This is a genomic window from Streptomyces tsukubensis, from assembly GCF_003932715.1.
Taxonomy (GTDB): Bacteria; Actinomycetota; Actinomycetes; order Streptomycetales; family Streptomycetaceae; genus Streptomyces; species Streptomyces tsukubensis.
In genome coordinates this window covers 5,694,414-5,708,574 of the sequence record NZ_CP020700.1, presented here as the reverse complement: position 1 = coordinate 5,708,574, position 14,161 = coordinate 5,694,414, and the positions used below count along the sequence as shown (strand labels likewise).

Annotated in this window: 8 protein-coding genes; 3 read left to right on the top strand and 5 right to left on the bottom strand. The window is 74.6% G+C overall.

What is annotated here, in order from left to right:
• The first annotated feature begins 148 nt into the window (after positions 1-148).
• The 3 genes from B7R87_RS23660 to B7R87_RS23650 all read left to right on the top strand — a co-directional run bounded on the left by B7R87_RS23660 (position 149) and on the right by B7R87_RS23650 (position 4,791).
• A complete protein-coding gene (locus tag B7R87_RS23660) occupies positions 149-2,176 on the top strand; it encodes a M4 family metallopeptidase (RefSeq protein WP_130585209.1) in 2,028 nt (675 codons plus the stop codon).
• Between the two features lie 250 nt (positions 2,177-2,426).
• Positions 2,427-3,077, top strand: a complete 651-nt coding sequence (locus B7R87_RS23655; protein ID WP_233169080.1) for a response regulator — start codon at positions 2,427-2,429, stop codon at positions 3,075-3,077.
• A 58-nt stretch (positions 3,078-3,135) separates the two neighbouring features.
• A complete protein-coding gene (locus B7R87_RS23650) occupies positions 3,136-4,791 on the top strand; it encodes a sensor histidine kinase (protein WP_130585210.1) in 1,656 nt (551 codons plus the stop codon).
• 111 nt (positions 4,792-4,902) lie between these two features.
• Here B7R87_RS23650 and glgP read toward each other — a convergent pair whose 3' ends face one another.
• The 5 genes from glgP to B7R87_RS23625 all read right to left on the bottom strand — a co-directional run bounded on the left by glgP (position 4,903) and on the right by B7R87_RS23625 (position 14,159).
• On the bottom strand, positions 4,903-7,521 hold the full coding sequence (gene glgP / locus B7R87_RS23645) for an alpha-glucan family phosphorylase (protein WP_006346525.1): 2,619 nt from the start codon (positions 7,519-7,521) through the stop codon (positions 4,903-4,905).
• Positions 7,522-8,311: 790 nt separating this feature from the next.
• Positions 8,312-9,646 carry an FAD-dependent monooxygenase gene (locus B7R87_RS23640; protein WP_006346526.1) on the bottom strand — a complete coding sequence of 445 codons (1,335 nt, stop codon included), beginning with the start codon at positions 9,644-9,646 and terminating at the stop codon, positions 8,312-8,314.
• Positions 9,643-10,959, bottom strand: a complete 1,317-nt coding sequence (locus B7R87_RS23635; protein ID WP_233168913.1) for a monodechloroaminopyrrolnitrin synthase PrnB family protein — start codon at positions 10,957-10,959, stop codon at positions 9,643-9,645. Before B7R87_RS23635 ends, B7R87_RS23640 begins: the two co-directional genes overlap by 4 nt.
• A gap of 644 nt (positions 10,960-11,603) precedes the next feature.
• Entirely contained in the window at positions 11,604-13,085 is a 1,482-nt protein-coding gene (locus B7R87_RS23630; RefSeq protein WP_130585211.1) for a 4-hydroxyphenylacetate 3-hydroxylase family protein, read from the bottom strand.
• A 90-nt stretch (positions 13,086-13,175) separates the two neighbouring features.
• Positions 13,176-14,159: an AraC family transcriptional regulator gene (locus tag B7R87_RS23625; protein ID WP_006346529.1), complete on the bottom strand. Its 984-nt coding sequence runs from the start codon at positions 14,157-14,159 to the stop codon at positions 13,176-13,178.
• Positions 14,160-14,161: the final 2 nt, after the last annotated feature.

Below are 14,161 nucleotides of genomic sequence, written 5' to 3'. Positions count from 1 at the left end.
CGCGGCCCGCACAGCACGCCGTACGGCATCCGCACGCGCCGTACAGCACGTACCGCAACACCAGTACCAGCACCGCTCCGCCGCTCTGTCGCTCTGCCCGGCCGGCGCCCCCGCCGCCCCCGGTACCCCCCTCGCAGAAGGAGTACGCGTGAGACCCAAGCCCCGCCGCGCCACGGCGGCCGGCGCTCTCGTCGCCGCCGTCGCCCTGCTCGCCCTCGGTGTCCCGACCGGCGCCCAGGCCGCCGCCCCCACCGGCGCCGACCGCGCCCCGGCCGCACAGGCCGACCCCGGCGCGCTCCCCCGCGCCCTCTCCCCCGCCCAGCGCACCGCCCTCGTCAAGGCGGCCACCGCCGACACCCCGGCCACCGCGCAGCAACTCGGGCTGACGGCCGACGAGAAGCTCCTGGTCCGCGATGTGGCACAGGACCGGGACGGCACCACCCACACCCGCTACGAGCGCACCTACCGCGGGCTCCCCGTCCTCGGCGGCGACCTCGTCGTCAGCGAGGCACCGTCGGGCGCCACCGAAACCGTCGCCCGGGCCTCCCGCACCGCGCTCACCGGTCTGGCCGGCACCACCGCCCGGATCAGCCCGGCCACGGCCGAGAGCCGGGCCCTCGGCGCTGCCGCCGCCGAAGGCGGGAAGCAGGCCGAAGCGGCCCGGGCGCCCCGGAAGGTCGTCTGGCTGACGCAGGGCAACGAGCCGGTGCTCGCGTACGAGACGGTGGTCGGCGGGCTCCAGCACGACGGGACGCCCAGCGAACTGCACGTCGTCACCGACGCCGGTACCGGCGCCGAACTCTTCCGGTGGCAGGCCGTGCACACCGGGACCGGCAACACCCAGTACAGCGGCCAGGTGACGGTCGGCTCGGTCCAGTCCGGCAGCACCTTCCAGCTCACCGACAGCGGACGCGGCAACCACCGCACCACCAACCTCAACAGGGGCACCAGCGGCACCGGGACCCTGTTCAGCGGGCCGGACGACATCTGGGGCAACGGACAGGCGGCCAACACCGAGACCGCCGCCGCCGACGCCGCCTACGGCGCCGGGCTCACCTGGGACTACTACAAGAACGTCCACGGGCGTTCCGGGATCCGCGGCGACGGGGTCGGCGCTTCCTCGCGCGTCCACTACGGCAACAACTACGTCAACGCCTTCTGGCAGGACTCCTGCTTCTGCATGACGTACGGCGACGGCGCGGGCAACGCCAAGCCGCTGACGTCCATCGACGTCGCCGCCCACGAGATGACGCACGGCGTCACCTCCAACACCGCCCGCCTGGTCTACAGCGGCGAGTCCGGCGGTCTGAACGAGGCCACCTCGGACATCTTCGCCGCCGCGGTCGAGTTCCACGCGGCCAATCCGAACGACCCCGGCGACTACCTCGTCGGCGAGAAGATCGACATCCGGGGCAACGGGACGCCGCTGCGGTACATGGACCGGCCCAGCCGGGACGGCTCCTCCAAGGACGCCTGGTACTCGGGCATCGGCAGCATCGACGTCCACTACTCCTCGGGACCGGCGAACCACTGGTTCTATCTGCTCTCCGAGGGCAGCGGGGCCAAGACCGTCAACGGGGTCGCCTACGACTCCCCGACCTCCGACGGGCTGCCCGTGACCGGCATCGGCCGCGAGAAGGCCGCGCTGATCTGGTACAAGGCGCTCACCACCAAGTTCACCTCCACCACCAACTACGCCGGGGCGCGCACCGGCACCATCGCCGTCGCGACCGAGCTGTACGGGGCGGCCAGTGCCGAGGTGAAGTCCGTCACCGACGCCTGGGCCGGGATCAACGTCGGCGCCCGGCCCGGCGGCGGCAACCCGGGAGGCCCGTCCTTCGAGAACGCCGCCGATGTGGCGATCCCGGACAACGGCGCCGCCGTCACCTCCCCGGTGACCGTCTCCGGGGTCACCGGCAACGCCCCGGCCGCCCTTCAGGTCGAGGTCGACATCGTCCACACCTGGCGCGGTGACCTGGTCGTGGATCTCGTCGCCCCCGACGGGACGGTCTACAACCTGAAGCCCTTCAGCGCCAACGACTCCGCGGACAACGTCCAGGAGACGTACACCGTCAACGCCTCGTCGGAGGTCGCGAACGGGGCCTGGGCGCTGCGGGTCCAGGACCGGGCCGCGCAGGACACCGGGTACATCAACCGGGTCAAGCTCACCTTCTGACGCCCCGGGCGTCCGTCCGAACCGCGCCCGGGAGGGGAACCGCACGCCGCCCCCTCCCGGGCGCACCCATGTCCCGGGCCCACCCTCCGCCCGCCGGTGGCCGGACCGGGACCCTGGGATGCCTGGACCCCGGGGACCTTAGGGTGGAGCCGTGACCGCTCCCGCCGACTCCGCCTACTCCGCAGACTCAGCCGCCGGGCACTCCCCCGGGACGCCGCCGGTACGTGTCCTGCTCGCCGACGACGAGACCATGATCCGGGCGGGCGTCCGGGCCATCCTCGCGACCGAGCCCGGTATCGAGGTGGTGGCGGAGGCCGGGGACGGACGGCAGGCCGTCGAGCTGGCCCTGCGCCACCGGCCCGATGTGGCACTCCTCGACATCCGGATGCCGGGCACCGACGGGCTGCGGGCGGCGGAGGAACTGCGCCGGGTCGCGCCCTCGGTCGGGCTGATCGTGCTGACCACGTTCTCCGAGGACGAGTACATCGCCCGCGCACTCGCGGCCGGAGTGAGCGGCTTCCTGGTGAAGTCCGGCGACCCGCGGGAACTGCTGAGCGGGGTACGGGCGGTGGCCGAAGGTGCCGCGTTCCTCTCCCCGGCCGTGGCCCGGCGGGTCATCGACCGGTTCGAGGGCGGCAGGCTGTCCCGTACCGCCGAGGCCCGGCGCAGGCTGGCGCCGCTCACCGGCCGGGAGGGCGAAGTCGTCGCCCTGGTCGGTGCCGGACTCTCCAACGCGGAGATCGCCGGACGGCTGCACATCGTCGAGGGCACGGTGAAGGCGCACGTCAGCGCGGTACTGGCCCGGCTGGGGCTGCGGAACCGCGTCGAGCTGGCGATTCTGGCGTACGAGGCGGAGGCCGTGGCCCGGGACACGGCGGCCGACCCGGGCCCCAGGCCCTGAGGGCACGGCAGCCCACCGGCCCCCCACCCCCTTTCTCCCCCTGCGGCAGAGTGGGGCCATGCGCCGCGAACGAATCCGCCGTACCGCCCTCGACCTCTCGCTCTGGGCGGCCGTGAGCGCGCCCGTCCTGTTCAACGGGGGCCGGAGCGGTGCGGGAGGCTGGGTCCGGCCGTGGACCGCGAGCTGGTCGGGTACGGGCTGGGCCACCGCCGCCGGGATCGTCCTGCTCGGCGCCGCCGTCGCCGCGGGACGCCGGTTCCCCCTGGCCGCGCTCGGTACGGCGCTCGGCCTCGGCGCCCTGTACAGCACCCAGCTGATCACCCCCCAGTACAGCGCGGCGCTCGTCGTCTTCGCCTTTCTGGCCGGCCGCCGCTCGCCCCGGGCCCGTCCGGCGCTCGCCCTCTTCGCCTCCGTCACCGCTCTCGGCCTGGTGCTGACCCTCGCCGCCGGTGACGAGCTGTGGATCTGGTTCATGCAGGTGGCGGCGGTCCTGCTGGCCGTGGTGGTGCCGTGGCTGCTGGGCCGTTCGGTACGGCAGTACGCGGACCTGGTCCGGGCGGGCTGGACGCTGGCGGACCGGCTGGAGCGCGAGCAGCGGGCCGTCGCGGACCGGGAGCGGCTGCGGGAGCGGTCCCGGATCGCCGGGGACATGCACGACTCCCTCGGCCATGAACTGTCGCTGATCGCCCTGCGCGCGGCGGCCCTGGAGATCGACCGGGAGCTGGGCGAGCCGCAGCGCGCCGCGGCCCGGGAGCTCCGGCTGGCGGCGGCCGGGGCGACCGCCCGGCTGCGGGACATCGTCGGGGTGCTGCGCACCGACGAGGAGGGCGCGCCGACGGCACCGCGGGACGAGACGGTACGGGCGGTGGTGGAGCGGGCCCGGGCCTCGGGGCTCTCCGTACACCTCGCCGAACCGGCCGCCACCACGGACACGGGCCCCGGGCCCGATCCCGGCTCCGGGTTGCCCGGGGCCGTACCGCTGCCCGAGATGACCGACCGGGCCGTCCACCGCGTCGTCCAGGAGTCCCTCACCAACGCGGCCCGGCACGCGCCCGGCGCGGAGGTGACGGTACGGGTGGTGCGCCGGGGCGGCGAGGTGGGTGTCACCGTCGCCAACGGCCCCGCCGCCCGCCCGGCGCAGGGGCCCGCGTCCGGCGGTACCGGGCTGGTCGGACTCCATGAACGCGTCCGGCTCGCGGGCGGCACCCTCGTGCACGGTCCCGCACCGGACGGCGGCTTCTCGGTCACCGCGCGCCTCCCCGTCGACGGGGCACCGCTGCGCGACGCGGCCGCCCCGCCCGGGCGGGCGCCCACCGCCGCCCGCGAACTCGACCGGGCCCGGCGGCGGGTCCGGCGCGGGCTGCGGCAGGCGGTGCTCGTTCCGGCGGCGGTGGCGGCGGTGCTGGGGCTGCTGATGGCCGGCTTCGACCAGTACACGAGGATGCGGACGCTCGTTCCGCGCGCGGTCTACGACGCGGTCCGGGTCGGTGACCTCCAGTCCGAGGTCACCGCGCGCCTGCCAGGGCAGGCGCTGCCCGGGCGTCCGGCCGGGACCGATCCGGAACCGCCGGACGCGGACCACTGCCGCTACCACCGGGCGGACCTGGTCCGGGACGCTCCCGCGTACCGCTTCTGCTTCACGGAAGGCCGGCTCTCCCACAAGACCCTGGTCACGGACGTGCCCCGGGAGGAGGACCGGGACGCCTCCCCCTGAGCGGGCGGCGGCGCCCCCGGGGTGCCGTCGGTCGACACGGAGCTGCCCGCCTGAGCCCCGGGCCGTGTCCGTTGGGTTCGTCGAGTCCGTCGAGTCCCGTCCGTCCGGGGGTCAGCGCGTCCCCGGCCAGGCGACCAGGCCGAGATCGGCCGGGGACGCCAGCAGCGGGTGGGACGGGAGGACCCGGATGGTGTAACCGAAGGCGCCGGTACGGTCCAGGGGCAGCGGTCCCTCGTACACCACCCGCCCCTCCAGATCCGGACCACCCGCGGGCTTCAGGGGGTAGGGGCGGGCCTCGGTGATCGCGTCGTCCGCGTCGACGCGACCGGCGACCGCCTGCACCTCGACATCGTCCGGGGTCAGATCCCCGAGGGCCACCCGGACCCGCAGGGCCAGCACCACGCCCAGCTCGGCGGTCCCGGCGGGGGCGTGCTCCACCGCCTCCACATGGTCGACGGCCACCTTCGGCCAGGCGCCGCGCACCCGGGCCTTCCACCCGGCGAGATCGCCCGAGGTCGCCGCGTCCAGGGCCCGGTGGGCGCCGGCCGCGGGGGCGTACAGCCGCTCCACGTACTCCCGGACCATCCGTCCGGCCAGGACCTTCGGACCGAGTACGGCGAGGGTGCGGCGGACCATCCCGACCCAGTGGTGGGGCAGTCCGCCCGGTCCCCGGTCGTAGAAGCGGGGCGCGACCCGGTTCTCGATCAGCTCGTAGAGCGCGGCCGCCTCCAGATCGTCCCGGCGGTCCTCCTCCATGGTGGACGTCGCGGACGTACCGTCGCCGTCGGCGGTGGGGATCGCCCAGCCGAAGTCCGGCTCGTACCACTCGTCCCACCAGCCGTCGAGGACGGAGAGGTTGAGGCAGCCGTTGAGGGCGGCCTTCATTCCGCTGGTGCCGCAGGCCTCCAGCGGGCGCAGCGGGTTGTTCAGCCAGACGTCGCAGCCGGGGTAGAGCTTCTGTGCCATGGCCATGCCGTAGTCGGGCAGGAAGGCGATCCGGTGCCGGACCCGCGGATCGTCCGCGAACCGCACCAGCTCCTGGACGAGGCGTTTGCCGCCGTCGTCGGCGGGGTGGGCCTTGCCCGCGACGACGATCTGGACGGGGCGTTCGGGGTGCAGCAGCAGGGACCGCAGCCGGTCGCGGTCGCGGAGCATCAGGGTGAGGCGTTTGTACGAGGGGACCCGGCGGGCGAAGCCGATGGTGAGGACATCGGGGTCGAGGACCCCGTCGACCCAGCCGAGTTCGGCGGCGCCCGCGCCGCGCTGCCGCCAGGAGGCCCGGAGCCGGGTCCGTACCTCCGTCACGAGCTGTTCGCGCAGTTCGCGGCGGAGCTCCCAGATCTCGGCGTCGGGGATGCCTTCGACGGCGTGCCACAGTTCGGAGCCGCCGACGGTGAGCGCGTCCTCGGCCCGGCCGGCCCCGATCCGGCGGGCGCCGAGGCGGAAGACCTCGGGGGCGACCCAGGTGGGGGCGTGGACGCCGTTGGTGACGGAGGTGATGGGCACCTCTTCGGCGTCGAAGCCCGGCCACAGACCGGCGAACATCCCGCGGCTGACGGCGCCGTGGAGCGTGGACACGCCGTTGGCGCGCTGGGCGAGCCTCAGCCCCATGACGGCCATGTTGAAGACCTGGGGGTCGCCGCCGGGGTAGGTCTCGGTGCCGAGCCGGAGGATCCGGTCGACGGGGACGCCCGGCAGGGCGCCGCGGTCGCCGAGGTGCCGGGCGACGAGTTCGCGGTCGAAGCGGTCGATCCCGGCGGGGACGGGGGTGTGGGTGGTGAAGACGGTGCCCGCGCGGACGGCTTCGAGGGCGGCGTCGAAACCGAGTCCGGCCTCGCCCGCCTCCCGGATGCGTTCAAGGCCGAGGAAGCCGGCGTGGCCCTCGTTGGTGTGGAAGACCTCGGGCCCGGGGTGGCCGGTGAGCCTGCAGTACGTACGGACCGCGCGGACGCCGCCGATGCCGAGCAGCATCTCCTGGAGCAGCCGGTGCTCGCTGCCGCCGCCGTACAGCCGGTCGGTGACATCGCGTTCGCCGGGCCCGTTCTCCTCGACGTCGGAGTCGAGCATCAGCAGGGGGACGCGGCCGACCCGGGCGACCCAGACATGGGCGCGCAGCGAGCGTCCGGCGGGCAGGGCGAGGGAGATCTGCGCGGGGCTGCCGCCGGGCTCCCGCAGCAGGGTGACGGGCAGTTCGTCGGGGTCGAGGAGGGGATAGTGCTCCTGCTGCCAGCCGTCGCGGGAGAGCGACTGGCGGAAGTAGCCGTGGCGGTAGAGGAGACCGACACCGATCAGGGGGGCGCCGAGGTCGCTGGCGGCCTTGAGGTGGTCCCCGGCGAGGATGCCGAGGCCGCCGGAGTACTGCGGGAGGGCGGCGGTGACGCCGAACTCGGGCGAGAAGTAGGCGACGGCGGCGGGGAACTCGGCGGCCCGGGGGTGGGTCTGGTACCAGCGGCGGCCGTGCAGATAGTCGTCGAGGTCGTCGGCGGCGGCGGTGAGCCGGCGCAGGAAGCGCCGGTCGGCGGCCAGCTCCGCGAGCCGCCCGGCCGGTACCGCTCCCAGCAGTTGGACGGGGTCTCCGTCGCAGGCCCGCCAGCCGTCGGGGTCGACGGCCTGGAACAGGTCACGGGTTTCGGTATGCCACGACCAGCGGAGATTGCGCGCCAGGTCGCTGAGCGGGCGCAGGGCTTCGGGCAGGACGGGTCGGACGGTGAACCGACGGATGGCCTTCACGCTCCCACCTTCGCAGGAGCGACCCCCATCCCCGCGGACGCCCGCGCTCCCCCGCGCGCCGCGGGTCTCCTGCGGAGGGCGGGGCGGGCACCGGGGTGAGGCGCCCCCGCCGGGCGCGGGCCCCTCCGGCTCCGGCTCCGGCTCCGGCTCCGGCTCCGGCTCCGGCTCCGGCTCCGGCTCCGGCTCCGGCTCCGGCAAGAGCCTGCCGGGGCGCGGGCCCGGCGGGTCCCGCGCCGGGTGGCGGTGCGGCCGCCTCCCGCAGGCGCCGTGACCGGCGTCGGCTCCGGAGCCCCCGGGGCGGCCGCACCGCCGTCCGCGGCCAGCGACCTGGCGGGGACGGGCGGGTGCCGCGGGGCGGACGGTACGGGTCCGGTCGCCCCGAACCGGTGACCCGGGCGGCCGTCCGGCCGCAGCGCGTCGTACGAGCGGCACATCTGGGACCCGGCGGCGCACCCGCGCCGGATTCGCGGGCACCAGACCCGCAAGGCCCACCGGGCCCGGACCACCCGGGGCCGGGTCGGGATCCAGGGCCCAGGAGTCCACCGGAACGGGTCGGCGGCCCGCACGGCCCCGCCCGAGCCACCCCATCCGGACACGGACCACAGCACACCCCCGCCGGACGCGGGCACCAGACCCGCAAGGCCCACCGGGCCCGGGGCGGCCTGCATGTTGCACATGCCGTGTGACCAGCAAGGCCCGCCGGCGCCGGGGCGCCCCGATCCGGGCCGAGACGGGGCGGCTGCCCGGGCCGCGCGGCCGGTCCTGTCGGCGGGACAGTACCGGCGGGGCGTCAGTCCAGGGCCGGGGGGCGGCCCGGTTCGTACGGGGAGCCGAGGTTCACCGTCGCCGGGTCGAACGCGCCCTTCGCCGCGTACCGCGCCGCTATCTCCGCGCGCTCCGCGGGCGGGACGACCTCGTCGATATCGGTGAAGCCGCCGGGCGCGCGCTCATGGGCGAGGGCGATCACGACCTCGGGGCCGTGCCTCCGGTTCGCCCGCTGGATCTCCGTCATGGCCGGGCGCCGGTGGGCCTCGTAGGCGGCGAGCGCGTCGGTCGGGTCGCGGTGGACGGAGAGCGCCTGGGCCAGCGCCCGGGCGTCGACGACGGACTGGGTCGCGCCGTTGGAGCCCGCCGGGTACATCGCGTGCGCCGCGTCACCGATCAGAGTGGTACGGCCGTGGGACCAGCGCTCCAGCGGCTCCCGGTCGACCATCGGGTACTCGTACGCCGCCTCCGCCGCCGACACCACCTCCGCCACGTCGACACCGCCGAACTCCCAGCCGCGGTAGTGGTGCGCGACGCGTTCGACGGAGATCCGGCGGTCCCAGTCGCCGCGGTGGGCGCCCGGGGACTCGGCGGCCGCCCCGGACCCGTCCCGGGGCGCCGATTCGGCGGCCAGTGCGGCGGGGATGGCGAGGGCCCAGTTCACCGGGACCGTACCGTCCTCCGGATCGGGTGCGGCCATCGGGTAGACGACGGCCTTCTGCCGGTCGTCACCGGCGATGAACATGAACGTTCCGGCACGTTCGGCGGGCACCCGGGACACCCCGCGCCAGATCAGCTGCCCGTTCCACGGCGGTTCGCCCTCGCCGGGGTTGAGCCCGGCGCGGACCGCGGAGCGGATCCCGTCGGCGCCGATGAGGACGTCGGGCTCCAGGGAGCCGCTGCCCCGGTGGACGCCGTCCCGGTGCTGGATCCGTACCCGGGGGCGGCCGTGGGGCTGCTGCTCCACGGCGGCCACCCGGACGCCGGGGACGAGGGCCTCGGCTCCGAGCCGTTCCCGTACGGCGTCCGCGAGGACGCTCTGGAGGGCGCAGCGGCCGATGGAGAGCTGCGGCCAGCGGTACCCGGCGGCGAGACCGCGGGGCTCGGTGGAGATCAGCCCGCCGCTGCGGTGGTAGTAGCGCAGTTCACGGGTGGCGAGGCCGCGGGCCGACAGCTCGTCGATGAGCCCCAGTTCGTCGAGCTCACGCACGGCGTTCGGCATGATGTTCAGCCCGGCGCCGACCGCGCGCAGTTCGCGGGCCGCCTCGACGACCGTGACCGCGGTGAATCCGGCCCGGTGGAGCGCGAGCGCCGCCGTCAGCCCGGCGATACCGCCGCCCGCGATCATGAAGTGGGTCATTGTTCCGTCTCCCCGGCCTCTCCGGTCCCTGCCCGCCGGACGCTCCGGCTCCGGCTCCGGCCGTCGCGGCCGTCGCCGCCGTTCCGGCCGCCGTCTCCCCCGGGTCTCCCGGGGCCGTCGTTCCCGCCGCAGGCGCAGCCCTCGGCGGCGGACCCGCAGGTGTCGCCGGGCCCGCACGCGTCGTGTCGGGCACGTCCCCCGGCGCGCGCCGGTTCAACGGCCCGGCGCACGAAGGTCTCGTTGTCGCGCGTCAGGTCGAGGACGGCGCGCAGCAGTTCGAGGGGCGCACCGCCGCTGCCCTTGTCGTACAACCGCACTTCCTCCGCGTACGCCTTGCGCGCCACGGTGATGTGACGGGCCCGGAACGCCTTGAGGATACGCAGCACCCGTACGAGTGAGTAACCGGATCGCACCAGATGGGCGGGGGGCCGGCCGCCCTCGGTCTCCCAGCTGACGGCGGCGGAGAACTTGGAGACGGCGGAGGTGCCGTCGCGGTGGGCCGTGTAGTGGGCGCGCCACCCCGGGAGGGTGTAGCGGACGGATTCGGCGAGGAACTGCTCGTACGAGCGGTCGCTCCGGTCGCACTGCCAGAGCGTCAGGTCCACCAGCCAGAGGGGGACCTGGGCGGCGGCCGGGCCGAGGTAGTCGACGCCGTCGACGCCGATCTCCTCGAAGTAGGGGCGGATATCGGTGGCGAAGACCACCGGGGGGACATGGGCGATGGTGAAGTCGATGGACTCGACCATCGCGCCGAGGGAGTCGGCGATCCGGTCGAGGGCGGTGGCGAATCCGGGGTCGTACGGTTCGAGCCCGGCCAGCTCGGCACAGTGTTCGAGGGCGGCGACCAGTCCGGGTATCACCATCCGGACGGCGTCCTGGAGCCGGGCTTCGGCGGTCAGCCCGGTGTAGGTGCGCAGGCGTTCGCCGGGCGGGTTCCAGGTGGTGTAGTGGTGGACGGTGTCGCGCGGCACCATGTCCGTGATCCGGCCGAGGTGTTCGAGGACGGGCAGGACATAGGGGACGGCGGCGACCGGCTCGGTGCCGTGGCGTTTGAGGGAGCCGAGGAACATGCCCAGGTCGCGCATGGCGGCGAGGGCGTGGGGGACGTCGTAGCGGGCGACGTCCTCGGGTTCGGGGAGCAGGGCGCGCAGGGCCGCGGCGAGCGCGGGGACGTCGGCGGCGGCGTTCATGGCGGGGAGCCGGGCCAGTGGCGCATCGGCGCCGAGCGGATCGGCGGCCCGGATCTCGGGAATGCGGAAATACGGTTCGGTGCGTGCTGCGAAACCGGGTACGACAAGGTCGTGCAAGGTCATCGGAGGCCCCCCTCGGACACATCGCGACGGGAAAGAAAGTGCGGGTCAAATGGACGGTCGTACGGGGGCGGCCCCCCGCCGCCCGGCGCGGTACGCGCCCGCACGCCTGCCGTGCGCCCCTCACTCCGGGGTGCTGCGGCGCTCCTGTCCGGCCGCGCGGCCGGTGGCGGACCCCGGTAAGGGCCCGTGCCCGGGGCTGGTCGGGCCCCTGGTGACGGATTCCGGCCGGACGGCGGGGCCGGGGTGCTGTCCGGGGCCGGGGCGGGACGGCTCGCCGGACCCTGGAGCTTGGGTACCCGCGGCTGTCGTACCCAGTCGTACGGGCAGGAGCGCGGCATGCCCCGCGCTCCCCGCGCCCGGGACGAGCGCCGGGTGAGCGCTGTGCCGCTGCGTGTGCACGCCGGAGCCGCCCCCTGCGCCGGGGGCGGCCGTGGCGAGGATCCCGGGAGCCCGGTGACGGTCGGGCCCGGGGCGGCGTAGGGCCGTCGCGGTGGGCGCGCCGGGACGGGGCGGAAGCCCGGTAGACCCATGAGAGGGGAGGCGTACCGCGGGGAAAACGCTGTCATGGCGCGCGCCCGCGCCGGTCGGGCTCCCCGCGGTGCCGGGCGGCTCCGCGGGGAGCCCGACCGGCGGGGGCGCGTGCGTCACCGGCGGGTCCCGCCGCCGGCGCCTCCCGCCGTGCTCACCCCGGGCCCCCGGCCGGGACCGGTGAGGTCGTATCCGTCGAGGCAGGCGCGGGCCAGCCGCTCGCAGCCCTCCGCGCCGCCGGCGCCGTGCTGCATCATCAGATAGACGTGCGGGGCGCCGTGGTAGAAGCGTTCGTACTGTTCGTGGCGGGAGGCGAATTCGGAGCCGAGGGCGTCCCAGACCAGCTTCAGCAGCTTCACCCGGTCCTCGGCGGTGCTCTCCGCCGAGTTCAGGTACGGCTGCATCAGCGGGCCGAGTTCGGGGTGGAGGAGGTCCTCGCCGGACGCCGGGAGCTGGATGACCGACCCGCCGGCCAGGCTCTTGATCTCCTGGACGGCGCGGGGGTACAGCTCACCGGCCATGATGCGCTGGGCGAAGGATATCTCCGTGCCCGGGGCCACCCCTCCGCAGCCGCCGTCGACCTCCTCGAAGGACGCTTCGGCGGCCAGGACGAACGCCTTGGCCTGGGCGACCATGCCGAGGAGCCGTCCCACGGATTCGGTGACGGCGGGCAGTCCATGGGTGCCGTTGTCCCGGGTGAGCAGGATCGCGAGCCCGGTGAGGAACTCCAGTTTGGTCCAGAAGCGGGTGGCGGCCTGGTGGACGAAGTTGAGGTAGGCGGGGGTGCGCCACCACATCGCGGCGGTCGCCGCCACGTTCCGGTAGGTCAGCACCCGCTCCCAGGGCACGAACACGTCGTCGCAGACGAGCATCGCGTCGTTCTCGTCGAAGCGCGAGGAGAGCGGATTGTCGAAGACGCTGCGGGCCCGGCCCTCGTACGAGGTCCGTGAGATCAGCTTCAGTCCGGGCGTGTCGACGGGCAGCGAGAAGCAGAGCGCGTGTTCGACGTCGTCCGGGGCGAGCGGTTCGATGGTGCCGACGATGACCTCGTCGGCGAAGACCGCTCCGGAGCCGATGGTCTTGGCGCCGCGCACCACGACGCCCCCGTCGCGTTCGGCGACGACCCGCACCACGGGGTCGTCGCCGCCGGGCCGGGGGCGGGGGTTGGTGATGGTGAACGCGCAGTACAGATCGTTCTCGGCCAGTCTTCGGTGGTATGCGAGAACGTTGTCCGACCCGTCGAAGGTGTCCGTCGTGAACAGCCGGGGCAGGGCCGCGAACCCCGCGGCGCCGCTCGCCATGTAGTCCGGGGTGCGGCCGAGGAAGCCGTAGCTCGCCTCCGCCCACACCTTGTAGGCCTGGCGGCGGGCCACCAGATCGGCGTGGGTGCGGGGGATCGCGTACGCCCGGTGGATCCCGTCACTGGTGAGCACCGGGCTCTGGTCGGAGGCGTGCGCCAGGTCGTACAGACCCGCGATGGACGCGGCGGTGCCGCGGAAGGCGGGGTGGGAGGACACGCCCTTGACGCGCTCGCCGTCCAGCCAGATCTCCCGGCCGTCGTCCAGCGCATCGAGATAGTGCGAGCCAGACCTGATCAACGTTTCTCCTCAAACGGAACACATCCCCCGTCCGTACCGAGCCTCACCCGGTCCGGGACGGCTGGGCAATGAGAGAGCGTCCAGTGGTGATTAAGAACCAGCCAGCCGTGCGGCGGCCGGACGGTTGCCTGCCCGGTATTCGCCGGGGGTCACACCGAACCATTTGCGGAAGGCCAGATGGAAGCCGACGGCGCTCTGGTAGCCGACCCGCTGCGGCACCGCGGACTGGGGCAGCGACGTCTCCCCCAGCAGCCGGGCGGCCTCCTGCATCCGCCGTCCGGTGAGATGGCGGGCGGGGGCCTCCCCGACCAGTTCCCGGAAGGCGGCGGTGAAGGCGGACCGGGACATCCCGACCTCGCGGGCCAGCGATTCGATGGTCCAGGGCTCCGCGAACCGGGTCGAGATGATCACCATCGCCTTGCTGATCCCCGGGTGCCGCAGCAGGGGCAGCGTGGCGGGGTTGTCGGCGAGTTCCCGCAGCAGCGGGCGGAGCGCCAGCACCAGCGCCATCTCGAAGGTGCGCAGGGTGACCAGCCGGTCGCCGGGGCCGACCGGGCGGTCGGTGGTGGCGAGCAGCCGGAGGGTGTCCCGGAGCAGCGGTTCCTGGTCGACCTGGGAGCGGTCGAGGACCAGGGCCCAGGGCAGGGCCCGGTAGAGCCCGCCGGCGGCGGACGCGTCGTAGTGGAGTCCGGCGCAGAGCAGCCTGGTCACCGGCCCCTCCCCGTCGATCCGGATCTCGCCGGAGGTGCCGGGTTCGCGCTCGGGCAGCACGCTGCCGAGCGCGACGCCGCCGCGCCGGTCGGGGTGGTCGGAGAGCCGGTGCGCCGTTCCGGTCGGGAAGACCGCGAGATCGCCTTCGTGGAGCCGGAAGGAGGTCCGCCCGTCCCCGGTGATCCAGCAGTCGCCTTCGGTGATGAAGTGCAGGACGGCACAGCTCTCCTCGGCGTCGCCCTCGATGGCCCAGGGGCCGCGGAGGTTCCACCGGCTGTCGAACACGCCGGTGAGCCGCAGTGGCCTCATCAGCTCGCTCAGAAGGTCGTCGCCCTCGGTCCGGGCAGTGTCAACAGAGTCCATTG

What these genes read in the sequence shown, in the direction of transcription:
- B7R87_RS23655 (WP_233169080.1), top strand. Translation starts at nt 2,427, where the DNA reads ATGATCCGGGCGGGCGTCCGGGCCATCCTCGCGACCGAGCCCGGTATC.
- B7R87_RS23650 (WP_130585210.1), top strand. Translation starts at nt 3,136, where the DNA reads ATGCGCCGCGAACGAATCCGCCGTACCGCCCTCGACCTCTCGCTCTGG.
- B7R87_RS23640 (WP_006346526.1), bottom strand. Translation starts at nt 9,646, where the DNA reads ATGACCCACTTCATGATCGCGGGCGGCGGTATCGCCGGGCTGACGGCG.
- B7R87_RS23635 (WP_233168913.1), bottom strand. Translation starts at nt 10,959, where the DNA reads ATGACCTTGCACGACCTTGTCGTACCCGGTTTCGCAGCACGCACCGAA.
- B7R87_RS23625 (WP_006346529.1), bottom strand. Translation starts at nt 14,159, where the DNA reads ATGGACTCTGTTGACACTGCCCGGACCGAGGGCGACGACCTTCTGAGC.